The 23,619-nt window shown below is 63.4% G+C and carries 21 protein-coding genes and 1 pseudogene; 18 read left to right on the top strand and 4 right to left on the bottom strand.

The features are described 5' to 3' along the window. Window positions 1–46: 46 nt before the first annotated feature. From pcaD to AB3X89_RS11250, 5 genes and pseudogenes are all read left to right on the top strand, one after another. The gene (gene pcaD, locus AB3X89_RS11270) at window positions 47–835 is read left to right on the top strand and encodes a 3-oxoadipate enol-lactonase (RefSeq protein WP_368583331.1); all 789 of its coding nucleotides are present in this window, start codon (window positions 47–49) and stop codon (window positions 833–835) included. A gap of 119 nt (window positions 836–954) precedes the next feature. Continuing rightward, window positions 955–1,212, top strand: coding sequence for a DUF3567 domain-containing protein (locus AB3X89_RS11265; protein WP_013088223.1), 258 nt, complete (start codon window positions 955–957; stop codon window positions 1,210–1,212). A gap of 296 nt (window positions 1,213–1,508) precedes the next feature. Next, the gene (locus AB3X89_RS11260) at window positions 1,509–2,579 is read left to right on the top strand and encodes a homocysteine S-methyltransferase family protein (protein WP_176383760.1); all 1,071 of its coding nucleotides are present in this window, start codon (window positions 1,509–1,511) and stop codon (window positions 2,577–2,579) included. Window positions 2,580–2,641: 62 nt separating this feature from the next. Further along, window positions 2,642–5,368, top strand: a pseudogene (metH, locus tag AB3X89_RS11255) (methionine synthase); the annotation flags it as partial. Between the two features lie 188 nt (window positions 5,369–5,556). Then, on the top strand, window positions 5,557–5,754 hold the full coding sequence (locus AB3X89_RS11250; RefSeq protein ID WP_368583330.1) for an acid-shock protein: 198 nt from the start codon (window positions 5,557–5,559) through the stop codon (window positions 5,752–5,754). A gap of 131 nt (window positions 5,755–5,885) precedes the next feature. Here the strand turns inward: AB3X89_RS11250 and AB3X89_RS11245 are convergent, their stop codons facing one another. Then, entirely contained in the window at window positions 5,886–6,212 is a 327-nt protein-coding gene (locus AB3X89_RS11245) for a DUF1840 domain-containing protein (RefSeq protein WP_013088219.1), read from the bottom strand. A 462-nt stretch (window positions 6,213–6,674) separates the two neighbouring features. Between AB3X89_RS11245 and argS the strand changes: the two genes are divergently transcribed. From argS to AB3X89_RS11215, 6 genes are all read left to right on the top strand, one after another. Continuing rightward, window positions 6,675–8,465: an arginine--tRNA ligase gene (argS, locus tag AB3X89_RS11240; RefSeq protein WP_368583329.1), complete on the top strand. Its 1,791-nt coding sequence runs from the start codon at window positions 6,675–6,677 to the stop codon at window positions 8,463–8,465. Between the two features lie 79 nt (window positions 8,466–8,544). Next, on the top strand, window positions 8,545–9,360 hold the full coding sequence (locus AB3X89_RS11235) for an SPOR domain-containing protein (RefSeq protein ID WP_368583328.1): 816 nt from the start codon (window positions 8,545–8,547) through the stop codon (window positions 9,358–9,360). Between the two features lie 176 nt (window positions 9,361–9,536). Next, window positions 9,537–10,175 carry a thiol:disulfide interchange protein DsbA/DsbL gene (locus AB3X89_RS11230; protein WP_368583327.1) on the top strand — a complete coding sequence of 213 codons (639 nt, stop codon included), beginning with the start codon at window positions 9,537–9,539 and terminating at the stop codon, window positions 10,173–10,175. A 15-nt stretch (window positions 10,176–10,190) separates the two neighbouring features. Further along, complete coding sequence (locus AB3X89_RS11225; protein ID WP_368583326.1) at window positions 10,191–10,964, top strand: SDR family oxidoreductase; 774 nt, start codon at window positions 10,191–10,193, stop codon at window positions 10,962–10,964. Between the two features lie 3 nt (window positions 10,965–10,967). Then, window positions 10,968–11,786 carry a helical backbone metal receptor gene (locus AB3X89_RS11220; protein ID WP_368583325.1) on the top strand — a complete coding sequence of 273 codons (819 nt, stop codon included), beginning with the start codon at window positions 10,968–10,970 and terminating at the stop codon, window positions 11,784–11,786. A gap of 280 nt (window positions 11,787–12,066) precedes the next feature. Continuing rightward, a complete protein-coding gene (locus AB3X89_RS11215) occupies window positions 12,067–13,653 on the top strand; it encodes an ABC transporter substrate-binding protein (RefSeq protein WP_368583324.1) in 1,587 nt (528 codons plus the stop codon). Window positions 13,654–13,747: 94 nt separating this feature from the next. Here the strand turns inward: AB3X89_RS11215 and AB3X89_RS11210 are convergent, their stop codons facing one another. After that, the gene (locus tag AB3X89_RS11210) at window positions 13,748–14,227 is read right to left on the bottom strand and encodes a hypothetical protein (protein WP_368583323.1); all 480 of its coding nucleotides are present in this window, start codon (window positions 14,225–14,227) and stop codon (window positions 13,748–13,750) included. Window positions 14,228–14,315: 88 nt separating this feature from the next. Next, window positions 14,316–14,783 carry a hypothetical protein gene (locus AB3X89_RS11205; protein ID WP_368583322.1) on the bottom strand — a complete coding sequence of 156 codons (468 nt, stop codon included), beginning with the start codon at window positions 14,781–14,783 and terminating at the stop codon, window positions 14,316–14,318. A 622-nt stretch (window positions 14,784–15,405) separates the two neighbouring features. On the opposite strand from AB3X89_RS11205, the gene AB3X89_RS11200 reads away from it, so the two are divergent. Further along, window positions 15,406–15,897, top strand: a complete 492-nt coding sequence (locus tag AB3X89_RS11200) for a lysozyme inhibitor LprI family protein (RefSeq protein ID WP_368583321.1) — start codon at window positions 15,406–15,408, stop codon at window positions 15,895–15,897. Between the two features lie 105 nt (window positions 15,898–16,002). Here AB3X89_RS11200 and AB3X89_RS11195 read toward each other — a convergent pair whose 3' ends face one another. Next, a complete protein-coding gene (locus tag AB3X89_RS11195; protein ID WP_368583320.1) occupies window positions 16,003–17,076 on the bottom strand; it encodes an MBL fold metallo-hydrolase in 1,074 nt (357 codons plus the stop codon). 158 nt (window positions 17,077–17,234) lie between these two features. Here AB3X89_RS11195 and AB3X89_RS11190 point away from each other — a divergent pair, with 158 nt between their 5' ends. The 6 genes from AB3X89_RS11190 (at window position 17,235) to AB3X89_RS11165 (ending at window position 23,117) form a co-directional block, all read left to right on the top strand. Next, window positions 17,235–17,639: a MerR family DNA-binding transcriptional regulator gene (locus AB3X89_RS11190; protein ID WP_018436808.1), complete on the top strand. Its 405-nt coding sequence runs from the start codon at window positions 17,235–17,237 to the stop codon at window positions 17,637–17,639. Between the two features lie 39 nt (window positions 17,640–17,678). Further along, window positions 17,679–19,496 carry a bifunctional isocitrate dehydrogenase kinase/phosphatase gene (gene aceK / locus AB3X89_RS11185; RefSeq protein WP_368583319.1) on the top strand — a complete coding sequence of 606 codons (1,818 nt, stop codon included), beginning with the start codon at window positions 17,679–17,681 and terminating at the stop codon, window positions 19,494–19,496. Between the two features lie 72 nt (window positions 19,497–19,568). After that, window positions 19,569–20,777, top strand: coding sequence for an acetyl-CoA C-acetyltransferase (locus AB3X89_RS11180; RefSeq protein WP_368583318.1), 1,209 nt, complete (start codon window positions 19,569–19,571; stop codon window positions 20,775–20,777). A 27-nt stretch (window positions 20,778–20,804) separates the two neighbouring features. Next, window positions 20,805–21,482, top strand: coding sequence for an SDR family oxidoreductase (locus tag AB3X89_RS11175; protein ID WP_368583317.1), 678 nt, complete (start codon window positions 20,805–20,807; stop codon window positions 21,480–21,482). Between the two features lie 41 nt (window positions 21,483–21,523). Continuing rightward, the gene (locus tag AB3X89_RS11170) at window positions 21,524–22,654 is read left to right on the top strand and encodes an acyl-CoA dehydrogenase family protein (protein WP_368583316.1); all 1,131 of its coding nucleotides are present in this window, start codon (window positions 21,524–21,526) and stop codon (window positions 22,652–22,654) included. A 7-nt stretch (window positions 22,655–22,661) separates the two neighbouring features. Continuing rightward, window positions 22,662–23,117, top strand: a complete 456-nt coding sequence (locus AB3X89_RS11165) for a YchJ family protein (RefSeq protein ID WP_368583315.1) — start codon at window positions 22,662–22,664, stop codon at window positions 23,115–23,117. Window positions 23,118–23,619: the final 502 nt, after the last annotated feature.

The following is a 23,619-nucleotide window of genomic DNA, read 5'->3' as shown; positions in this document are numbered from 1 at the left end:
GCGACCCACCGCGCTTTTTCACTGCGTTTCCTTCAAAGGAGTCTGCATGCAAGTGAACATCAACGGTATCGACACACGCTATGTGCTGAGCAACGAAGGCGGCGGCCCGTGGCTCACGTTCATCCATCAGCTGGGCGGCGATCTTTCCATCTGGGATCAGATGGCCGGCTATTTCCGCGACGACTACACGGTGCTGCGCTACGACGTGCGCGGCCACGGCCACAGCGCGGTCGCGCGCGAGCCGTTCGCCATGCGCGATCTGGCCGACGATCTCGCCCGACTGCTCGATGCGCTCGGCGCGCCGACGACGCACCTGGTCGGCCTCTCGCTCGGCGGCATGATCGCGCAGCAATTCGCGCTCGACCATCCATCGCGTCTCGACACGCTGACGATCGCCGACAGCACCGGCGGCACGCCGCCCGAAAACCGCGAGTTGTGGAATCAGCGCGCCCACACCGCTCGCAGCGACGGCATGGAGGCGCTGCTACCGTCGACCATCGCGCGTTGGCTCACGCCCGACTTTCAGGCCCGGCATCCCGAAGCGGTCGAGCCAATCCGTGAGGCATTTGCGCGCACCCCGCCGGAAGGCTTCGCGATGGCGTGCGAGGCGCTGCGCGACTTCGACCTGCGCGGCAAACACGGCGCGATCCGCGTGCCTACGCTGACGGTGGCCGGACGTCACGATACGGGCACGCCCCCTGCTGCTACGCAGGCAATAGCGGAGGCGATCGAGGGCGCCCGCTTCGAGTTGCTGGATGCCGCGCATCTCGCGCCCGTCGAGCAATCTCACCGTTTTGCCGCGTTGCTTGAATCGTTTCTGGAGCGGCGAGTCTAACCGTCAGGTCCGGAGTTTTTTACTTGCGTCGTCCGGACCCACCCCTTGAATTCCATCCCCCACGCTCCACCTATGTTGCAGAAAAGGGCAGGAGCCCAACGGAAATAAGGAGTGTCGCCATGCAAATGATCTATAACAGCCCTAACTACTGTGTCGTCGAGTTTCCTCCGCAGGAAGGTCAGCTGGCCATGAAGTCGGGCGGCTACGAGATTGTCGACAAGAACATGCAGCGCGAAATCTACATCGACGGTGCAATGGCGGCGCGTTTTCGCGAGCATGTGCAAAAGCTGATCGAAGGCGAGCCGACGCTCGACGAGGTCGACGAATTCCTCGGTCAATTCGACAGCTTGATGCACCAACCCGTTGTTCTGCATTGACCGGAGGGGTTCAGCTGGCGCTCAGGCGACATCAACCGACCGTACCGCGCGGCTTTTGCGGCGGGTTCCATCTTGCGGTCGGCGGCAACGAAAACGGCCCGGCAGGCTTTGGCTTGCCGGGCTATTTTTTATTGCTTCGTTTGTTAGCGCGTTCTGAATTGCTGGCGCGACGCATTCCTATCGGTCGATTTTGCCGGCCGCGCCTCAGACCCGCCTCCCGCTCGCCGGGCGCATCCGTGCGGCAGCAGCTACAATGACAGGCTTTCCGCCAACGCCGGCGCAAGCCCTCGTCCGCCATGACCCAGCCTGCTCAATCCATCACGCCAGTCCGTTCCGAGCCCGCCTATACTCGCGGCGCAGCGCTGCCCGCGCTGCTGAACTCGCGCATCCTCATCCTGGACGGCGCGATGGGCACGATGATCCAGCGCTACAAGCTCGACGAAGCCAGCTATCGCGGCGAACGCTTCAAGGACTACGCGCGCGACATCAAGGGCAACAACGAACTGCTGTCGATCACCCAGCCGCAGATCATCTCGGAGATTCACGAGCAATATCTGGCGGCAGGCGCGGACATCATCGAGACCAACACGTTCGGTGCGACCACGGTCGCGCAGGCCGACTACGGCATGGAGTCGCTCGCCGTCGAGATGAACATCGAATCGGCGAAGCTCGCGCGCGCCGCGTGCGATAAATACGCGACCCCTGACAAGCCGCGCTTCGTCGCCGGCGCAATCGGCCCGACGCCGAAAACCGCCAGCATCTCGCCGGACGTCAACGATCCGGGCGCCCGCAATGTGACCTTCGACGAACTGCACGCCGCGTACTACGAGCAGGCGAAAGCGCTGCTCGACGGCGGCGCGGACCTGTTCCTCGTCGAAACGATCTTCGACACGCTGAACGCGAAGGCCGCGCTGTTCGCGCTCGACGAACTGTTCGAAAACACCGGCGAGCGTCTGCCGATCATGATCTCGGGCACCGTCACCGATGCCTCGGGCCGCATTCTGTCCGGCCAGACCGTCGAGGCCTTCTGGAATTCGCTGCGTCACGCGAAGCCGCTCACGTTCGGCCTGAACTGCGCGCTCGGCGCGGCGCTGATGCGCCCGTATATCGCCGAGCTCGCGAAGCTGTGCGACACCTACGTGTCGTGCTATCCGAACGCTGGTCTGCCGAACCCGATGAGCGACACCGGCTTCGACGAATTGCCCGCCGATACCTCGGGCCTGCTAAAGGAATTCGCCGAAGCGGGACTCGTGAACATCGCTGGCGGCTGCTGCGGCACGACGCCCGAGCACATCGCGGCGATCGCGAAGGCGCTCGCCGAGCTGAAGCCGCGCAAGTGGCCGAGCCAGTATCGCGACGCGGCCTGAGCCGGACTGACGCACTTCACCCCGACGCCCAGCACGCCCCTTAACGCACGCACCCGACTCGCACATACGCTATGACCGATCACACCATGCGCCTTAGCGGCCTCGAGCCGTTCAACGTCACGTCCGGGACGCTCTTCATCAACGTTGGCGAACGCACCAACGTGACCGGCTCGAAAGCGTTCGCGCGAATGATCCTGAACAATCAGTTCGACGAGGCGTTGGCCGTCGCGCGCCAGCAGGTCGAGAACGGCGCGCAGGTCATCGACATCAACATGGACGAGGCGATGCTCGATTCGAAAGCGGCGATGGTGCGCTTCATGAATCTGATCGCGTCGGAGCCGGACATCGCGCGCGTGCCGATCATGATCGACTCGTCGAAGTGGGACGTGATCGAGGCGGGTCTCAAATGCGTGCAGGGCAAGGCGATCGTCAATTCCATCTCGCTGAAGGAAGGCAAGGAGCAGTTCGTTCACCACGCGAAGCTGATTCGCCGCTACGGCGCGGCCAGCGTCGTGATGGCCTTCGACGAACAGGGCCAGGCCGATACGCTCGCGCGCAAGAAGGAAATCTGCCGGCGCTCGTACGAGATCCTCGTCAACGAAGTCGGCTTCCCGCCCGAAGACATCATCTTCGATCCGAACATCTTCGCGATCGCGACCGGCATCGAGGAACACAACAACTACGCAGTCGACTTCATCGAGGCGACGCGCTGGATCAAGCAGAACCTGCCGTACGCGAAGGTGAGCGGCGGCGTGTCGAACGTGTCGTTCTCGTTCCGCGGCAACGACCCGGTGCGCGAGGCGATTCACACCGTGTTCCTCTATCACGCGATCCAGGCGGGGATGGACATGGGTATCGTCAACGCGGGTCAGCTCGGCGTGTATGCCGAGCTCGATCCGGAACTGCGCGAGCGCGTCGAAGACGTCGTGCTGAATCGCCGCGAAGACGGCACCGACCGTCTGCTCGAAATCGCCGACAAGTTCAAGAGCGGCGCCGCGAAGAAGGAAGAGAACCTCGAGTGGCGCAACCAGCCGGTCGAAAAGCGTCTCGCGCACGCGCTCGTGAGCGGCATCACCACGTTCATCGTCGAAGACACCGAGGAAGTGCGCGCGAAGATCGCCGCCGAAGGCGGCCGTCCGATCAACGTGATCGAAGGCCCGCTGATGGACGGCATGAACATCGTCGGCGACCTGTTCGGCCAGGGCAAGATGTTCCTGCCGCAGGTCGTGAAGTCGGCGCGCGTGATGAAGCAGGCGGTCGCGCATCTGATCCCGTTCATCGAGGAAGAAAAGCGCCAGCTCGCGGCGGCCGGCGGCGATGTGCGCGCGAAGGGCAAGATCATCATCGCGACCGTCAAGGGCGATGTGCACGACATCGGCAAGAACATCGTGTCGGTCGTGCTCCAGTGCAACAACTTCGAAGTGGTCAACATGGGCGTGATGGTCCCGTGCAACGAGATCCTCGCTAAGGCGAAGGTCGAGGGCGCGGACATCGTCGGGCTGTCGGGCCTCATTACGCCGAGTCTCGAAGAGATGGCCTACGTCGCGTCGGAAATGCAGCGCGACGACTACTTCCGCGTGAAGAAGATTCCGCTGCTGATCGGCGGCGCGACGACCTCGCGCGTGCACACCGCGGTGAAGATCGCGCCGCAGTACGATGGTCCGGTGGTCTACGTGCCGGACGCATCGCGCTCGGTGTCGGTCGCCTCGAGCCTGCTGTCTGACGAGGGCGCAGCAAAGTACATCGACGAATTGAACGCCGATTACAACCGCATCCGCGATCAGCACGCGAACAAAAAAGCGCAGCCGATGGTCACGCTCGCCGAAGCGCGCGCCAATAAGACGAAGATCGACTGGGCGGGCTATCAGCCGGTCAAGCCGAAGTTCATCGGCCGGCGCGTGTTCAAGAACTTCGATCTGAACGAACTCGCGAACTATATCGACTGGGGTCCGTTTTTCCAGACGTGGGATCTCGCCGGCCCGTATCCGGCGATCCTCAACGACGAGATCGTCGGCGAATCGGCGCGGCGCGTGTTCTCCGACGGCAAGTCGATGCTCGCGCGTCTGATCCAGGGCCGCTGGCTGCAGGCCAACGGCGTGATCACGCTGCTGCCGGCCAACACGGTGAACGACGACGACATCGAAATCTACACGGACGAATCGCGCACCGACGTCGCGCTCACCTGGCGCAATCTGCGTCAACAGAGCGTGCGGCCGGTGGTCGACGGGGTGATGCGACCGAACCGGTCGCTCGCCGACTTCATCGCGCCGAAGGACTCGGGCGTCGCCGACTACATCGGCATGTTCGCGGTGACGGCGGGTCTTGGCGTCGACGTCAAGGAGAAGCAGTTCGAGAAGGATCTCGATGACTACAGCGCGATCATGCTGAAGGCGCTCGCGGACCGGCTCGCCGAAGCGTTCGCCGAAGCGATGCATGCGCGTGTGCGGCGCGACCTGTGGGGCTACGCGAACAGCGAAAACCTGTCCAACGACGAACTGATCGCCGAAAAATACCGCGGCATCCGCCCGGCGCCGGGCTACCCGGCCTGCCCCGATCACCTCGTCAAGCGAGACATGTTCGAGGTGCTGCAGGCGAACGAAATCGGCATGAGCGTGACCGAATCGCTGGCGATGCTGCCGGCGGCGAGCGTGTCGGGCTTCTACCTCGCGCATCCGGACAGCACCTATTTCTCGGTCGGCAAGATCGGCGCGGATCAGCTCGACGACTATGCACAGCGGATGTCGCTCTCGAAAGCGGACGCCGAGCGCGCGTTGGCGCCGTTGCTTTGAGCGTGAAACGACGCGTGGTCCGGCCGTGCGGCCCGGGCCGCGCATGCGCGACTATATCGAGTCCGAAAGACTGAATATTTGGCGCCACGGCAATTTCGGCTTTGTAGACTGAGGCGACTTTCATCCCGTCAGGCGCGGGCACAACGCGCCGGCTCACCGAGATTGCAACCGTCAACGGAGAAAATCGTATGAAGAAGCTGACGCTGTTATTGACCGCTGTTTCACTGGCCGCGGGTGCTTCCGTGGCGCTCGCGCAACCCGCCGCGCCGGGCGGATCGAGCTCGGTCAGTTCCTACTCGCCCCCCACCGAGACGCATGTCAAAAAGGCGAAGAAGCAAAAGATGAAGAAGGGCGCGGCAGCGTCGGCGGCCTCCGAGAGCCAATGAGCGGCACGGCGGATAAAACCTTCTGAATGACAAAGAGCCCGCGTCGAGCGGGCTCTTTTCTTTGGTGCGTCAACAGAGCGCTTACGAAGACTTTCTGAGTCCGGGCCGCGGCGCTCGGAACCCGCCAGAAATCAGATCCCCCAAACGATATCCGCGTTTTCCTTCTGCGCCGCGCGCAGCATGTCGAGGAACGGATACGCGCGCTGCGCGAGACCGGGCGGAATCTCGTGACGATCGCGGCCGTCCTCGCCCTCGTGGAAATGACCCTCGTGCTCGGCGCGCTCCTGCTTGTCGGACGTGATCGCCGCTTCGAGTTTTTCGATGGCCGGGCCCAGTTCGTCGTGAGTAATGACGCCCCGCTGCCCAAGGCGTTTGCCGACAATGCCGACCAGATACTGCGCCAGATTCTCCAGCATCATCACGTCCGGGCAGGCGTGGCACTTGAAAGTAATCAGCATGACTGTTCCCTTTTTCGTTATGTCGGGTGAGCGCACGAGCGTCCCAAGGGCGGCAACTGCGCGCGCCTGACGTGGCGCCGGCAAGGCGCGGCGGCCACACCCCTCGCGGGCAACTCATTGAACATATTAGCACCTGCTAAAATCCGTCTGAACGGAAAAGCACGCCGCCCAGCGCCACGTACGGCGCGGCTCGACGAGCATCGCGCACGCGGGCAACCCGGGGGCGTCGAATCATCGGCCGCAATCCGCATACCGCGCGAGCCTGCGTAACGGCAAGCCGCCGTGCGGAGTCCACCGCGTTGCGCTGCTTGCGTTGCGAGTGGTCGCATCGCCTCGGGGACGCTCTGCCGGCGGCGCAGCCATCAGCGCCGCAAAGCGCGGCCGCGCTTCACGCTTGCGACACCGGCCGCGGCCGGCGCCTCTTCCGCCTTACCGGATTGCCTCACTGGACTTGCAACAAGCATGCTGCCCGCACATAAACACACACTCGAAACACTGCTCGCCGACACGGTGAAGCAGGTCGCGACCGCCACGCAAGGCGCGACCGAAGCCGCTTTCGTCTCGCCCGCCATCGCGCTGGAGCGCCCGAAAGTCGCCGCGCACGGCGACGTCGCGTGCAACGTCGCGATGCAGCTCGCCAAGCCGCTGCGCGCCAATCCGCGCCAGCTCGCGCAACAGATCGTCGATGCGCTGCTCGTCAATCCGCAGGCCAAAGGCCTGATCGAGACCGCCGAAGTGGCGGGTCCCGGCTTCATCAACCTGCGCCTCACGGCCGCGGCCAAGCAAGGCGCGATCGCCGCCGTGTTCGCCGAGAAGGACGCGTACGGCCGCTCGCGGCGCGACGCCGGCAAGCACGTGCTGATCGAGTTCGTGTCGGCCAACCCGACCGGCCCGTTGCACGTCGGCCACGGCCGCCAGGCCGCGCTCGGCGACGCGCTTGCGCACGTGCTCGAGTCGCAGGGCTGGGACGTGCATCGCGAGTTCTACTACAACGACGCCGGCGTCCAGATCCAAACGCTCGCGCTGTCGACTCAGGCACGCGCACGCGGCCTCGCCCCCGGCGACGAAGGCTGGCCCGCGTCGGCCTACAACGGCGAGTACATCGCCGACATCGCGAAGGACTATCTGAACGGCGTCACGGTCGAGGCGAGCGACGGCGAGCCCGTCACCGGCGCGCGCGACGTCGAGGACCTCGAGGCGATCCGCCGCTTCGCCGTCACGTATCTGCGTCGCGAGCAGGACATGGACCTGCAGGCGTTCGGCGTGAAGTTCGACCAGTACTATCTGGAATCGTCGCTTTACACGGAAGGCCGGGTCCAGAAAACCGTCGACGCGCTGATCGCCGCGGGCAAGACCTACGAGCAGGAAGGCGCGCTGTGGCTGCGCACCACCGACGACGGCGACGACAAGGACCGCGTGATGCGCAAGACCGACGGCACCTACACGTACTTCGTGCCGGACGTCGCCTATCACGTCGCGAAGTGGGAGCGCGGCTTCACCAAGGTCATCAACGTGCAGGGCTCGGATCACCACGGCACGATCGCGCGAGTGCGCGCCGGTCTGCAGGGTCTCGGCATCGGCATTCCGAAGGGCTACCCCGACTACATCCTGCACAAGATGGTCACGGTCATGCGCAACGGCGAAGAGGTGAAGATCTCCAAGCGCGCGGGCAGCTACGTGACGGTGCGCGACCTGATCGAATGGTCGGGCGGCGCGACGCCGGGCTCGGAAGCGGCCGTCGATCTGATCGACGAGGAAACCATCCGCCGCGGCCGCGATGCGGTGCGCTTTTTCCTGATCTCGCGCAAGGCGGACACCGAGTTCGTGTTCGACATCGACCTCGCGCTGAAGCAGAACGACGAGAATCCGGTGCACTACGTGCAGTATGCGCACGCGCGCATCTGCTCGGTGATCGCCGAATGCAACGCGCGCTACGGCTTCGACGAGAGCACGCTCGCGAGCGTGGATGTCGCGCCACTCACGAGCGAGCGCGCAATGGCGCTGCTCAACAAGCTCGCCGAATTCCCGGACATGCTGCAGCACGCCGCCGACGAGCTCGCGCCGCACGCGGTCGCGTTCTACTTGCGAGAACTCGCCGGCGAATTTCACTCGTTCTACAATGATCGTGCCGAGCGCGTGCTGGTCGACGATGCGGCCGAACGCAACGCTCGCGTCGCGCTGCTCGCGGCCACGCGCCAGGTGCTGGCCAACGGTCTCGCGACGATCGGCGTCTCCGCTCCCGTCAAGATGTAACTCCTCCAGCGTAATATGCGCGCGGCCGTCGCTATAATCGGCGGCCGTTCCTGGATTCTTTTTGCAGGTGATTCGTACGATGGCAAAACCACGCCGCACAACAAAGCAATCGAAGCAAACCGGGGGCACTTTTCTCGGCATCGTGCTAGGCCTGATCGTCGGCCTGGCGATCGCGGTGGTGGTGGCGCTGTATATCACCCGTGCGCCTACGCCGTTCGTGTCGAAGGTCGCGCCGCCGGCGCCGACCGACAACGGCGCGAGCCAGGCGCAATACGACCCGAACCGTCCGCTGCAAGGCAAGACGCCGGGTCAGCCGGTGCCGCAGGCCGCGCAACCGGCGCCGCCGAACACCGCGCCGGGTCAGACCAACGCGCAGACCCAGTCGGGCATGCTCGAAGAACCGCAGATCGTCGAAGTGCCGCCGTCGGGCGGCAATGCGAATAACAACGGCACGGCGGTCGCACCGAGCCCCGCGCAGGAAAACGGCACCGGCGGCATCGTCGCGCCCGCGCCGGCGAAGAAGCCGCAGACCTCGAGCGCGCCGGCCGCCACTGCGGCAGGCTCGGCGCCGAAGAGCCCGAGCACGACCACCCTGGCCAACGTCAAGCCTGGCTCGGCTGCCGCGCCCGCCCCCGCACCCGCACCGGGCGACGCGAACACCGGCTACTTCCTGCAGGTCGGCGCGTACAAGACCGCCGCCGATGCCGAACAGCAGCGCGCGCGCCTCGCGTTCCAGGGCTTCGAATCGAAGGTCACGCAGCGCGATGCCGGCGGCGTCACGTACTACCGCGTGCGCATCGGGCCGTTCTCGAAGTTCGAGGACATGAATTCGAGCCGTCAGCGTCTGTCGGACGCGGGTGTCGATACCGCCGTGATCCGCTTCACCAAACAATAAATAAACGGTAATGCCGGCTCGCGCGGCGCGTCGAACTATCGGCGCGACGCGCGAGTCACAAGCACGATGGCCGCTTCGACCTGTATTGTGGCGGGCGACCACACCGAATCCCACCAGCGGTGACGGGCCTTTCGCATGGCGTCGCCGCGCTACCGCCTTATCTGGGCCTACACGATATGAAAAAACTGCTGAGCATCCTGTTTCTCTCGCTGGGCCTGATCGTGGCGAGCGCGCATGCGTCGCCGACCGCGCCGGTCGCCGGCAAGGACTACACCGTGCTGGCCACGCCGCAACCTACCGACGTGCCGGCCGGCAAGATCGAAGTCATCGAATTCTTCTGGTACGGCTGCCCGCACTGCAATGAATTCAACCCGTTCCTCGAAGCATGGGTCAAGAAGCAGGCCCCGGACGTCGTGTTCCGCCGCGTGCCGGTCGCCTTCCGCGACGACTTCATCCCGCACTCGAAGATGTTCCACGCGCTCGACGCGCTCGGCCTCGCGAACGAACTGACGCCGAAGGTCTTCAACGAAATCCACGTCAACAAGAACTATCTGCTGACGCCGGAAGACCAGACCAAATTCCTCGCGAAGTTCGGCGTCGATCCGAAGAAGTACATGGAAGCGTATAACTCGTTCTCGACGCAAAGCGCGCTGCAAAAGGACAAGAAACTGCTCGACGGGTTCAAGATCGACGGCGTGCCGACGCTCGCCGTGCAGGGCAAGTATTTGACCGGCCCAGCCGCGACCGGCACCCTGCCGGGCACGATCCAGGTGCTCGACTACCTCGTCTCGCAAGTCCGCGCCAAAAAGATGTAATCACGAGGCGCCGGTATGACCTCTCCACTGAAGGTTTTCATTACCGGCGCTTCGAGCGGCATCGGCCTCGCGCTCGCCGGCGAATATGCACGGCGCGGCGCGATTCTCGGCCTCGCCGCCCGCCGCGGCGACGCGCTCGCCGCGTTCCAGCAGTCCCATCCCCAGAACACCGTCTCGATCTATGCGCTCGACGTGCGCGACGCGGAAGCGCTCGCCGATGCGGCCGCGCGCTTCATCGGCGAGCACGGCCTGCCCGACGTCGTGATCGCCAACGCCGGCATCAGCCGCGGCGCGCTGACCGGTCACGGCGATCTACGCACGTTTCGCGAGGTGATGGACATCAATTACTTCGGGATGGTCGCGACGTTCGAGCCGTTCGCCGCCGCGATGGCCGACACGAAACGCGGCACGCTGGTCGGCATTGCGAGCGTCGCCGGTGTGCGCGGCTTGCCGGGCTCGGGCGCGTACAGCGCGTCGAAATCGGCGGCGCTGAAGTATCTCGAAGCTTTGCGCGTCGAGATGCGGCCGTTCGGCGTCGGTGTCGTGACGATCGCGCCCGGCTATATCCGCACGCCGATGACCGAGCACAATCCGTACAACATGCCGTTCCTGATGGACGCCGACCGCTTCGCGGCGAAGGTCGCGCGGGCGGTCGAACGGCAGACCTCGTTCGCGGTGTTTCCGTGGCAGATGCGCGTGGCCGCGATGTTGCTGCACGCGCTGCCGCGCTGGCTCTACGATCGCGTGTTCGAACGCGCGCCGCGCAAGCCCCGCGCCGCCACCGAGTAAGCCATGCAGCCCCGTGCGGTCGATGCAGCCGGCGTCGCGCACGAATCCGCGGGCGCCGATGCGCGCATCGTGTCGCTGGTGCCGAGCCTCACCGAAACCCTGTTCGCGCTCGGGCTTGAGCGGCAGATCGTCGGGCGCACCGGCTTTTGCGCGCATCCTCGCGACAAGGTCCGCGCGGTGCCGAAGATCGGCGGCACGAAAGACGTCAAAGTCGACGCGATCCGCGCACTGCGCCCCACCCACCTGATCGTCAATATCGACGAAAACGAACGCGACACCGTCGAGCAATTGCGCGCGTTCGTGCCGCACATCGTCGTCACTCATCCGCAGACGCCGCGCGACAATCTCGCGCTGTACGCGCTGCTCGGCGCGATTTTCGGACGTGAAGAAGAAGCGCGGCGCTTGAGCGGCGCGCTCGATGCGCGTCTGCGCGAAGCCGCCGCTCACACCTTCGCCGCGCAGAACGTGCTGTACCTGATCTGGCGCGAACCGTGGATGAGCGTCGCGCGCGACACGTACATCGCCGCGATGCTGCGTCTCGTGAACTGGCACACATTGCCCGACGTGCACGGCGGCAGCGTCGGCGCCACGCGCTACCCCACGCTCGACTTCGACACCGCGCCATGGCTCGCGCAAGTCGAGCGCGTGCTGCTGTCGAGCGAGCCGTACCGCTTCACGGCCGCGCATCGCGATGCGCTCGCGCGCGATCCGCGGTTCACCGGCAAGCGCATCGAGCTGATCGATGGGGAAATGACGTCGTGGTACGGCGTGCGCGCAATCGATGGCATCGGCTACCTGCTGCGCCAGGCCACGGCGGCCTGATGCCGCAACGCAGCCGCGCCGCCCCATATGGATATGTCGATTAAATTGTTGTCGCCATAATGGCCCTTCGATAAGCTTTCGCGAAGGCGCGCCGCCGGCCAGGCCTCGAAGGCAGGCACCTCGGCTTCAGGCCGGGATCGCCCGACCTGTATGGCGGCGCCGGGAACGTATCACAATCGTGGCGACGCGCGCGCCGGGAGCGCTCTCCTGCCCGCTCACGCATCGCCGCCATAAACACAACCAGACGCACTGCCTGACTGCGCTCGTTACCGGAGATCCTATGCGCTTCAATCTGCTCGCAGCCGCCATCCTGCTCACGGCGCCCGCGCTCGCGCTCGCCAAACCGTTGACTGTCTGTACCGAATCGAGCCCCGACGGCTTCGACGTCGTGCAGTTCAATTCGCTCGTCACGACGAATGCATCGGCCGACGTGATCTTCAACTCGCTGGTGTCGTTCGATGAAGCCGCGAAGAAGGTCGTGCCCGCGCTCGCCGACAAGTGGGAAGTGAGCCCCGACGGCCTGACCTACACGTTCCACCTGCGTCCGAACGTGCAGTTCCAGACCACCGACTACTTCAAGCCCACCCGCGCGCTGAATGCCGACGATGTGATCTTCACGTTCGACCGCATGCTCAACGACAGCAATCCGTGGCACAAGGTGGCGGGCGCGAGCGGCTTCCCGCACGCGCAATCGATGGGGCTGCCGAAGCTGATCAAGTCGATCACCAAGGTCGACGACAACACGGTGAAGTTCGAATTGAACGAGCCGAACGCGACGTTCGTGTCGATCCTGTCGATGGGCTTCGCGTCGATCTATTCGGCCGAGTACGCGGACCAGTTGCTGAAGGCCGGCAAGCCGGTCGACCTCAACGCGAAGCCGATCGGCACCGGGCCGTTCGTGCTGAAGAGCTATACGAAAGACGCGGTGATCCGTTATGACGCGAACCCCGCCTACTGGGGGCCGAAGCCGAAGATCGAGCGTCTGATCTACGCGATCACGCCGGACGCAACCGTGCGGGCGCAGAAGGTGAAGGCTGGCGAATGCCAGATCGCACTGTCGCCGAAGCCGCAGGATCTCGCCGACGCGAAGAAGGACAAGTCGCTCGCGATCGTGCAGACGCCCGCGTTCATGACGGCCTTCGTCGCGCTGAACACCCAGCAGAAGCCGCTCGACAACCAGAAGGTGCGCGCCGCGCTGAACATGGCGTTCGACCGCACGACGTATCTGAAGACCGTGTTCGACAACACCGCGACGCCGGCCGTGAACCCGTTTCCGCCGAATACGTGGAGCTACAACCACTCGATCAAGGGCTGGCCGTACGACCCGGCGAAGGCGAAGCAGTTGCTCACCGACGCGGGTTTTCCGAACGGCTTCCAAACGACCATCTGGGTGCGTCCGAACGGCAGCGTGCTGAATCCGAATCCGAAGGCCGGTGCCGAACTGTTGCAGGCCGACTTCGCGAAGATCGGCGTGAAGGCGGACGTCAAGGTGATCGAATGGGGCGAGCTGATCAAGCAGGCGAAGCAAGGCCAGCATGACTCGCTGTTCATGGGATGGGCCGGCGACAACGGCGATCCGGACAACTATCTGTCGCCGCTCTTCAGTTGCAACGCGGTCAAGTCGGGCATCAACTTCGCGCGCTTCTGCGATCAGGATCTCGACAAGCTGATCGCCGACGGCAGAGCAACGTCGGATATCGCCAAGCGCACGAAAGCGTATGAAGCCGCGCAGCAGATCATCCACGATGAAGCGCTGTGGATTCCACTCGGCTATCCGACCGCGGCCGCAATCACGCGTACGAACGTGAGCGGGTATCACGTGAGTCCGTTTGGACGGCAGAACTTTGGGGCGGTGGTGGTGCAGTGATTTTGTGCTGCGGTTGAAACCGGAAAAGAATAAAGCCGACCTTCACGGGTCGGCTTTTTTATGTCCAGCGTTTCCGGCCGATACAGTTCGCCCGTTACTTCACCGCGCTGTCTGCTGCGGCGATTATTGGATCGAACGATACCCCTTCGAGACAATCACGATTACGTTCAGCGAAAGCGAAGGACAAGGTTCCCCACGGCAGAAAAGCTGAATATGCCGTGGTTTCATCCAGTGAATGTCCGCGCGGAGAGTCGGTAATCTTGAGGTTGCTGTAATGCGCACGGACCATCGCGAGCGTGACACATTCGCCGCTCAATCTCCCGAGCGCAAGAAAACCAGGATGCCCTCCAGTGTGCCGGACCCGTAAATCCACATTGCCGATCACGACACCATCTGCCATCTTCGCAGGACCGCCGACATAAAACTGGAATGCGGTATTTTGGATTGACTCTCTGCTGGTATCTCTGCCGACAAGGTGAGTCGCCAGCACGCTTTCGACCTTTTCCTTAGTGAATGGAATTTGCTGCACCAAAGAGTCGATGGTCTGCCACAGTGTCATGTCCGGTTGAGTCATCTGTGAATCCTTTCCATATTGTCCAGCCGCGAGGCTGCATCCGCCAAACCATCCCGCCAGGCACAGTGCTGCAAGCGCCCCGGTCCGATTACCGGAACGCGGAAGTTTTGTAATACCAGCTTCCATAGTAATCTGCGTACCTCTGTCCCGTGTTCGACGTGACTTCGTCGCCGAATGCAGTCCCGATTGCTGCCCTGCAGGCCGCGGCGTTTCCGTCCTGCAAGTACTTGTCGTATGCGGCGTTGTAAGCTGCACTGTTTGCGCCAGCAACGCCAATGTTCGGGCCATGATTGGCAAGAATCTCCCGCTGCGCGCGAATATTGCTCATCGTTGCTGCAGCCTCGTCTTCGAGCCTGCCCTTCACATAGGCCGCCTTTGATGAGACATCCTCGTCATAGGAGTACGCCGCATGTCCGACCTCGTGGGATAAGACTTGCACATATGCGCTTGGGCGGCTGAGGAGATCTCCGTCCAGGGTGATGACCTTGTTGTAGCGATTGGTATATGAGCCCCCATGCGGCTTGCCATTCTCGATCTGCCAACCGGATTCCCCCAAGCCTTTTTATATCAGCCAATAAACCCGGAGACTTGCGAACAAGTCGGTCAATATCTTCGCCGACTTCAGTAGCCATAATGTCAGCTACAGGCGATGGCGCAATCGGATTAAGCAAAGCAGGCAGATCAGTACGCGTGATCTCGGCCTTCGCGAATACTTGATTGGGTATGGGCAGATCATCTCTTTGGTGCAGGCGTTTGCATTTCGTCTTGACCTCTTCGATGTGCCATTTGACCTCCAAAGGCGGCGGAACAAATATCAGCTTGCCTTGTTGAAGATACCCAAAGATTGCCCGCGCCACCTCGTGGTCGCTCATCAAGTCAATCCGCAGGTTTATACCGTTCGTTCGGGACAGAAGGTGCCGCAGGCTATGCATATCCGCATTACTCGACCTCCACGGTAGGGAACTTGCCCACGTCACATAATCTTCGTGCGCGGCTTTCAACGCTTGCGCTACTTCGTTGTGCTCCTCGCGCGTCAGGGGTCGCCTGGAGACCAAGCTCCACCAGGAAGCCAGAGAGAATTCCCGCGCCTCCGTTACGTACATAATGCTCCGACTGAAAAACATCAGTACCCCGCAATTTTTCCATTACTAAAGACGAGCTTCGGATCGTAGCATCTGATGCACGATCGCATACCGTCTCAATATATTCTTTACATGTCTTTAAGTTTCGCTATGCGTTCGATAAAGCTGATCTGTTTCGCCCTGGCCGCCTGCCTGCCAACAATGGTGCTTGCAGCCTCAGCGGTTCCCGTCGCAAGCGAGCGGGCCTTGCGCGAGGAATGCAGCGCGTTCTCGCAAGCGGGGATGCGGGACTGTCTGGCAGAAAAAGCAGAGGCGAGTAAGAAGACCCTCAGACGAGCCGAGGGGAAGATGGCTGGCACCCTCGCCAGATGGGATGAAGACGACAAGTACGTCAACCAGGCCAGGGCAAAACTCGCCGCATCAAACAGAAAATTCGCTCTGTACCGTGAGTCTCAATGCGACTTCGCAGCTTCGCTGACCGGTGGTGCAGCCGGCAATGCGCACGAAATCAGCCGTTTAGCTTGCGTTTTCGAACTCAACAACCGGCGTGCCGAGCAACTACGCAACGCTGCATCTGACATGCCTTGAAGTAATTCGCATGAGAGGACACCCAGCATCGTTGCGCCGCTCAGTGCCTTTGCCCAGCGCGGACCTATTCGTCCGCGCTTCTCCACCCGCAGCAAACGGCCGAGATCACACCGCCGCGAACCGGATCACCCCATCCGCATCCTGCGTCCGCTTCAATTCCCCCGCCCGCCACAGCAGATGCAAATGCGCGAGCGCCTCACCCATCGCGAACGTCATCTGATGGATATCGAGTTGGCGCTTGAACATCAGCGGCACAATATCGGCGGCGCTGCGCGGCTTTTCCGCGCACGCTTCGCGCACTTCGGCGAGCCGCGCATCGTGATGCTCGCGCAGTTGCTGAATGCGCGTGCGCACGCCGCGAAACGGCTTGCCATGCGACGGCAGCACGAGCGTGTCTTCAGGCATCGTCTCGTAACGACCGAGCGACTCCAGATATAGTTCGAGCGGCGAGCCCTCAGGCTCGATATCGAACACCGACACGTTGGTCGAAATGCGCGGCAGCACCATATCGCCCGAAATCAGCGTGCCGGTTTCCGCACAGTGCAGCGCACAGTGTTCCGGCGAGTGGCCAAAGCCTGTCACCACGCGCCACGTCCTGCCGCCGATTCTCACGTCCTCGGCTTCACGCAATCGGCGGTATTGCCCCGGAATCGCCGGCACGAGGCTCGAGTAATAGCTCGTGCGATTGCGCAGCTTGTCGAGCGATTCGGCGTCGTTCAGACCATGCCGCGCGAAGTGTCGCGCCGCGGCCTCGCCGCCCGCGTTCGAACCGTCGCCCGTCGCCATTACGCGCGCCTGCATGTATTCGCCGAGCGTCATCCACAGCCGCGCGTCCCACCGCTTTTTCTCGCCGCCGCTGCACACCCAGTGCGCGAGGCCGATGTGGTCCGGATGGCAATGCGTGACGATCACGCGCAGCACCGGCAGCCCGTCGAGCGCCGAGTCGAACACGCTCTCCCAATTCGCCTTGATCGTGTCCGACGTAATGCCGCAGTCGACCACGGTCCAGCCTTGCTGACCGTCGATCTCATCGCGCAGCAGCCACAGGTTGATATGGTCGAGCGCAAACGGCAGCGGCATGCGCAGCCAAAGCACGCCGGGCGCGACTTCCATCGTGCGGCCCGAGTCGGGCATCGTGTCGTTGAACGGGTATTGGAGTTGGTGTTCGAGTGAATTCATGGGGACTGTCTTCCTCCGACGACTCTCCGGCAGGGCCACGTATGCGATGCCGGTCGGCCTGGTTGTAGTTGCGTTCCGCTCAGGTTGACGATAACGTAAACGTCGATTCTATCGTCCAATCCGGTTTTGTGCCGGCCAAGCGGCCACGAGATGTCCCGATGAATACGCAATACACGATCACCGAACTCGCGCGCGAATTCGACGTCACGCCACGCGCAATCCGCTTCTACGAAGACCAGGGTTTACTCTCGCCGAGCCGCGAGGGTTCGAGCGGCTTGCGACGTGTCTATTCCGGCCGCGACCGCACGCGATTGAAACTCACGCTGCGCGGCAAGCGGCTTGGCTTCACGCTGTCGGAGATCCGTGACCTGCTCGACGTCTATGAGTCACCGACCGACACCGTGCCGCAATTGCACGCGTTTCTCGCGACGGTCGCGCGTCACCGCGAAGTGCTCGAACGTCAGCGCGAAGATCTCGACGCGACGCTCGAAGATCTCGCGCAGTACGAAGCGCAGGCGCGCGCGTTGCTCGATGGCACGAGGCACGACGCGAAACCTGCCTGAAGCTGCCTGACTCTGACCGGCGTTTGCGGAGCGCGCGTGATGAATCACTTCCCCAAACTGTTATCGTCGCAAATCGGTTTCGACGTCGCGCAGACGATGCTCGAAGGGTTCGACCGTCACTACCGGATCTTTCGCGACGCGGCGATCCATGCGAAGACGCTGTTCGAAGCCGGCGACTGGCACGGCCTGCAAAAGCTCGCGCGCGACCGCATCGCGTCGTACGACGATCGCGTGCAGGAATGCGTGCACCTGCTCGAAGACGAATACGACGCGGAGAACATCGACAGCGAAGTGTGGCAGCAGATCAAGCTGCACTACATCGGTCTTCTGACCACGCACCGTCAGCCCGAATGCGCGGAAACCTTCTTTAATTCGGTTTCCTGCAAGATCCTGCACCGCTCGTACTTCAACAACGATTTCATTTTCGTGCGCCCGGCGATTTCGACCGAATACATCGAGAACGACGAACCGGCCGCGAAGCCGACCTATCGCGCGTATTACCCCGGCACGGACGGACTTGCCGCAACGCTGGAGCGGGTCGTCACGAACTTCCAGCTCGATCCGCCGTTCGAGGATCTGACACGCGACGTCGCCTGTGCGGTGCAGTCGATTCGCGAAGCGTTCGGCGTGTTCGACGAAGCGGCGAATTTCCAGATTCACGTGCTGTCGTCGCTGTTTTATCGCAACAAGGCTGCGTATATCGTCGGGCGGATCATCAACGGCGACACGCTGCTGCCGTTCGCGGTGCCGCTGCGTCACGTGAAACCGGGCGTGCTCGCGCTGGACACCGTGCTGCTCAAGCGCGAGCAGTTGCTGATCATCTTCAGCTTCTCGCACTCGTATTTTCTGGTCGACATGGAAGTGCCGTCCGCGTATGTCGAGTTTCTGCGCACGGTGATGCCGGCCAAGCCGAAGGCGGAAATCTATACGTCGTTGGGTCTGCAGAAGCAGGGCAAGAATCTGTTGTATCGCGATCTGCTGCATCACCTCAAGCATTCGAGCGACCGCTTCATCGTCGCGCCCGGCATCAAGGGTCTCGTGATGCTCGTGTTCACGTTGCCGTCGTTCCCCTACGTGTTCAAGCTGATCAAGGACAACTTTCCGCCGCCGAAGGAAACCACGCGAGCGCAGATCCAGCAGAAGTATCTGCTCGTCAAACGTCACGACCGGCTCGGCCGCATGGCCGACACGCTCGAATATTCGAGCGTCGCGCTGCCGCTCGCGCGGCTCGACGAAACGCTGTTGCGCGAACTCGAGAAGGAAGTGCCGTCGCTGATCGAATACGACGGCGAGAACCTCGTGATTCGCCACATGTACATCGAGCGACGCATGATCCCGCTCAATCTGTTCCTGCAGAACGGCAACGACGACGACATCGAGCACGGCATCAAGGAATACGGCAACGCGGTGAAGGAGCTGATCCAGGCGAACATCTTCCCCGGCGACATGCTGTACAAGAACTTCGGCGTGACGCGGCATGGCCGTGTCGTGTTCTACGACTACGACGAGATCGAATACCTGACCGACTGCAACGTGCGCGCGGTGCCGGCGCCGCGCAACGAGCAAGACGAAATGTCGGACGAGCCGTGGTACCCGGTCGGTCCGCACGATATTTTCCCGGAGACGTACGGCACGTTCCTGCTTGGCGATCCGCGTGTGCGCCGCTCGTTCATGCGGCATCACGCGGATTTCTTCGAGCCCCAGCTGTGGCAGCGATACAAGGATTTTCTGTTGAAGGGCGAGTTGCCCGATTTTTTTCCGTACGACCAGAGCGTGCGCTTCTGCGTGCGTTATCCGGAGCGGTTCGCCGACGCAGCCGATGCAGAGGCGAACCAGCCGAATGTGCGCGTGGCTTGATGAATCTCACGAGGATTCGCAGCAGGCCACGCGCGGCGGTAGCCATCCAAGCTATGACCAAGGAGCTCAAACATGAGTGACGCAATTCAAAGTGGTATCCATGCCGATCCGATCGTGATCGTCAGCGCGGCGCGCACGCCGATGGCCGGCTTTCAGGGCGACTTCGCGTCGCTGAGCGCGCCACAACTCGGCGCGGTCGCGATCAAGGCGGCCGTCGGGCGCGCGGGTCTGAAGCCCGAGCAGATCGACGAAGCGGTGATGGGCTGCGTGCTGCCCGCCGGCCTCGGCCAGGCGCCCGCGCGCCAGGCCGCGCTCGGCGCGGGTCTGCCGCTCGCCACCGGCTGCACGACGGTCAACAAGATGTGCGGCTCCGGCATGCGCGCGGCGATGTTCGCGCACGACATGCTGGCCGCGGGCTCGCTCGACGTGATCGTCGCGGGCGGCATGGAAAGCATGACGAACGCCCCGTATCTGTTGCCGAAAGCGCGCGGCGGCATGCGCATGGGCCACGGCCAGGTAATCGACCATATGTTCTACGACGGCCTCGAAGACGCGTACGACAAAGGCCGTCTGATGGGCACGTTCGCCGAGGAATGCGCGGCGTCGTTCGACTTCACGCGCGAGGCGCAGGACGCGTTTGCGGTCGAGTCGCTGAACCGCGCGAAGCGCGCGAACGAGGACGGCTCGTTCGACTGGGAAATCGCGCCGGTTACGGTGGCGGCCCGCAAGGGCGACGTCACGATCGCGCGCGACGAACAGCCGTTCAAGGCCAACCTCGACAAGATCCCCACGCTGAAGCCCGCGTTCAGCAAGACCGGCACCGTGACGGCGGCGAACTCGTCGTCGATCTCGGACGGCGCGGCCGCGCTCGTGATGATGCGCGAGTCGACCGCGAAGCGGCTCGGCGTGACACCGCTCGCGCGCGTCGTCGGTCATTCGACGTTCGCGCAGGAGCCCGCGAAGTTCACCACCGCGCCGGTCGGCGCGATCCGCAAGCTGTTCGGCAAGAACGGCTGGCGCGCCGGCGACGTCGATCTGTACGAGATCAACGAAGCATTCGCGGTCGTCACGATGGCCGCGATGAAAGAGCACGATTTGCCGCACAACAAGGTCAACGTGAACGGCGGTGCGTGCGCGTTAGGCCATCCGATCGGCGCCTCGGGCGCGCGCATCCTGGTTACGCTCATCGGCGCGCTGAAGAATCGCGGTCTGAAGCGCGGCGTCGCGACGCTGTGTATCGGCGGCGGCGAGGCGACCGCGATGGGTATCGAACTGATCTGAAGCGTTGACCAAACTTCGAGGAATACGATGAAAACAGTGTTGATCGTCGGTGCGTCGCGTGGCATCGGCCAGGAATTCGTGCGGCAGTACAGAAAGAGCGGCTGGCGCGTGCTCGCGACCGCGCGCGACGGCGCAGCGCTCGACGCGCTCAACGAACTCGGTGCGGAAACCTTCATGCTCGACGTCACCGCGCCCGAAGAGATCGCAGCGCTCGGCTGGAAGCTCGACGGCGAACGGCTCGACGTCGCGATCGTGGTGTCGGGCGTGTACGGTCCGCGCACCGAAGGCATCGAGACGATCACCGCCGAAGACTTCGATCACGTGATGCACACGAACGTGCGCGGCCCGATGCAGCTGCTGCCGATCCTGCTGCCGCTCGTCGAGGAAACGGACGGCGTGCTCGCGGTGATTTCGAGCCGCATGGGCAGCATCGCCGAAGCGAGCGGCACGACGGGCTGGCTGTATCGCACCAGCAAGGCGGCGCTGAACGCCGTGCTGAAGCTCGCGTCGCTCGACGCGCAACGCGCGACCTGCGTGTCGCTGCATCCCGGCTGGGTGCGCACCGACATGGGTGGCGCGCAGGCCGCGCTCGATCCGGCGCGCAGCGTCGCGGGCATGCGCGAGGTGCTGGCGCAGGCGGCGGCATCGCGCGACGCGTTCCACGGCCGCTTCGTTCAGCACGACGGTACGCAGCTCGACTGGTAGACGACCAGGTTGCATCGGATCATCGGCTCGGAGACACACTCATGGTGCTTGACCAGGATCACCTGATGGTGCGCGACGCACTGCGCACCTTCGTGCGCGAAGCGATCACGCCATACGCGGCGCAATGGGATCGCGAACGCACCTTTCCGCGCGACGTGCACCGGCAGCTCGCCGAGCTCGGCGCCTATGGCGCGCTGGTGCCCGACGCGTATGGCGGCGCCGGCATGGACGCGCTCGCGCTCGCGCTGATCCTCGAAGAAATCGCGGCGGGTGATGGCGGCACGTCGACCGCGATCTCGGTGAACAACTGCCCGGTGTGCAGCATCCTGCTCACCTATGGCAACGACGCGCAGAAGCGCGACTGGCTCACGCCGCTCGCGCGCGGCCAGATGCTCGGCGCGTTCTGCCTGACCGAGCCGCAAGCGGGCTCGGATGCGTCGGCGCTGCGCACCACCGCGACGCGCGACGGCGACGCGTACGTGCTGAACGGCGTCAAGCAGTTCATTACGAGCGGCAAGAACGGCGACGTCGCGATCGTGATGGCCGTCACCGACAAGACCGCCAGCAAGCGCGGCATCAGCGCGTTCATCGTGCCCACCAGCACGCCGGGCTATGTGGTCGCGCGGGTCGAGGACAAGCTCGGTCAGCATTCGTCGGACACCGCGCAGATCGTGTTCGAGGACTGCCGTGTGCCGGCCGCGAACCTGATCGGCGCGGAAGGCGAAGGCTACCGGATCGCGCTATCGGGGCTCGAAGGCGGGCGCATCGGCATCGCCGCGCAAAGCGTCGGCATGGCGCGCGCCGCGTTCGAAGCGGCGCTGACTTACGCAAAAGAACGCGAGAGCTTCGGCGCGCCGCTGTTCTCGCACCAGGCGGTGCAGTTCCGTCTCGCCGACATGGCCACACAACTCGAAGCCGCGCGTCAATTGATCTGGCACGCGGCGTCGCTGAAGGACGCGGGCCAGCCGTGCCTGACCGAAGCCGCGATGGCCAAACTGTTCGCTTCCGAAGCGGCCGAGCGCATCTGCTCGGCCGCGTTGCAGATTCACGGCGGCTACGGCTATCTCACCGACTTCCCGGTCGAGCGGATTTACCGTGACGTGCGCGTGTGTCAGATCTACGAAGGTACGAGCGATATCCAGAAGATCCTGATCGCTCGCGCGCTCAACTGAAATTTCAATGAATAAGCCATTATTGTCACTGCAAAGACCTGTCGACTGTCCATGCGGCGGCGCCGCGCCTGATGCACGCGGAGGCACCGCGACCAAAGCCCCGCGTTTCGCGCAATGCTGCGGCCGCTATATCGACGGCGGCGAAGCGGCGCCGCGCGCGCTCGAACTGATGCGCTCGCGCTATAGCGCGTACGTGCTCGGCGCAACCGACTACCTGCGCGCGACGTGGGACCCCCGCACCTGCCCCGCCGCTCTCGACGTCGATCCCGCCCCACCCGACGCGCCGCGGTGGCTCGGACTGCAGATCAAAGCGTTCGCCGAAAGCGATGCCGATCACGCGACCGTCGAATTCATCGCCCGCTACAAAGTGGGCGGACGTGCGCATCGGTTGCATGAATTGAGCCGCTTCCTGCGTGGCAATGATGGCCGCTGGCGTTATGTCGATGGCGACGTCGATGAGTAGCAAGCACTGATTAAGTAACCGCTGCATTACGCATCGCAGCTTTCTCATGTCTTTCGTTCGCTCTCTACAAAACTCATAAAAGGCCCTCTGACAGGGCCTTTTTTTCGATCCACTCGCGCTGGGTTCTTCGTTGGCCTCGCACCACAGCACTTACAGACCTTTACCCGGCGCTTCCCGCCACCTGTCCCCGGCCCTTGCCTGGCAAGGCTTTGAGGCCTCATTCGGCATGCAGCAATTTTTTCGTCGCGGGTTCTCCTTGATTGCACAAAACAAAATTGTCGTGCCAGGATGAGTCCGTAGTTTCATGACGTCACATTGCGAGAGCGGGTCACACCCGTTCCGCAAGATGCAAAGGAAGCCTGACCGGCCGCTGATCGAAAGCGCGCCGCGCAGACTCCGGCAGCATCGAGTGACGCTCATCCTCGGCGCGTGGGGTCGCGTCGGCCGTTGGGTTCATCCCGTGCGATCTCGATTTGCGTGCGTGCGCTTTGCGCACTACGCA

Source organism: Paraburkholderia sp. BR14320, from assembly GCF_040948665.1.
In the GTDB taxonomy this organism is placed as follows: domain Bacteria; phylum Pseudomonadota; class Gammaproteobacteria; order Burkholderiales; family Burkholderiaceae; genus Paraburkholderia; species Paraburkholderia youngii.
Note: the sequence above shows the minus strand (reverse complement) of the source record. Positions and strands in the feature narration are given on the sequence as shown.

Excerpts from the sequence above, each read along its gene's own strand:
- AB3X89_RS11210 (WP_368583323.1), bottom strand. The coding sequence starts at position 14,227 with ATGACTCAACCGGACATGACACTGTGGCAGACCATCGACTCTTTGGTG.
- AB3X89_RS11230 (WP_368583327.1), top strand. The coding sequence starts at position 9,537 with ATGAAAAAACTGCTGAGCATCCTGTTTCTCTCGCTGGGCCTGATCGTG.
- AB3X89_RS11190 (WP_018436808.1), top strand. The coding sequence starts at position 17,235 with ATGAATACGCAATACACGATCACCGAACTCGCGCGCGAATTCGACGTC.
- AB3X89_RS11170 (WP_368583316.1), top strand. The coding sequence starts at position 21,524 with ATGGTGCTTGACCAGGATCACCTGATGGTGCGCGACGCACTGCGCACC.
- argS (WP_368583329.1), top strand. The coding sequence starts at position 6,675 with ATGCTGCCCGCACATAAACACACACTCGAAACACTGCTCGCCGACACG.
- AB3X89_RS11235 (WP_368583328.1), top strand. The coding sequence starts at position 8,545 with ATGGCAAAACCACGCCGCACAACAAAGCAATCGAAGCAAACCGGGGGC.
- AB3X89_RS11260 (WP_176383760.1), top strand. The coding sequence starts at position 1,509 with ATGACCCAGCCTGCTCAATCCATCACGCCAGTCCGTTCCGAGCCCGCC.
- AB3X89_RS11250 (WP_368583330.1), top strand. The coding sequence starts at position 5,557 with ATGAAGAAGCTGACGCTGTTATTGACCGCTGTTTCACTGGCCGCGGGT.
- AB3X89_RS11200 (WP_368583321.1), top strand. The coding sequence starts at position 15,406 with ATGCACGATCGCATACCGTCTCAATATATTCTTTACATGTCTTTAAGT.
- AB3X89_RS11265 (WP_013088223.1), top strand. The coding sequence starts at position 955 with ATGCAAATGATCTATAACAGCCCTAACTACTGTGTCGTCGAGTTTCCT.
- aceK (WP_368583319.1), top strand. The coding sequence starts at position 17,679 with ATGAATCACTTCCCCAAACTGTTATCGTCGCAAATCGGTTTCGACGTC.
- AB3X89_RS11220 (WP_368583325.1), top strand. The coding sequence starts at position 10,968 with ATGCAGCCCCGTGCGGTCGATGCAGCCGGCGTCGCGCACGAATCCGCG.
- AB3X89_RS11195 (WP_368583320.1), bottom strand. The coding sequence starts at position 17,076 with ATGAATTCACTCGAACACCAACTCCAATACCCGTTCAACGACACGATG.
- AB3X89_RS11175 (WP_368583317.1), top strand. The coding sequence starts at position 20,805 with ATGAAAACAGTGTTGATCGTCGGTGCGTCGCGTGGCATCGGCCAGGAA.
- AB3X89_RS11245 (WP_013088219.1), bottom strand. The coding sequence starts at position 6,212 with ATGCTGATTACTTTCAAGTGCCACGCCTGCCCGGACGTGATGATGCTG.
- pcaD (WP_368583331.1), top strand. The coding sequence starts at position 47 with ATGCAAGTGAACATCAACGGTATCGACACACGCTATGTGCTGAGCAAC.
- AB3X89_RS11215 (WP_368583324.1), top strand. The coding sequence starts at position 12,067 with ATGCGCTTCAATCTGCTCGCAGCCGCCATCCTGCTCACGGCGCCCGCG.
- AB3X89_RS11180 (WP_368583318.1), top strand. The coding sequence starts at position 19,569 with ATGAGTGACGCAATTCAAAGTGGTATCCATGCCGATCCGATCGTGATC.
- AB3X89_RS11165 (WP_368583315.1), top strand. The coding sequence starts at position 22,662 with ATGAATAAGCCATTATTGTCACTGCAAAGACCTGTCGACTGTCCATGC.
- AB3X89_RS11225 (WP_368583326.1), top strand. The coding sequence starts at position 10,191 with ATGACCTCTCCACTGAAGGTTTTCATTACCGGCGCTTCGAGCGGCATC.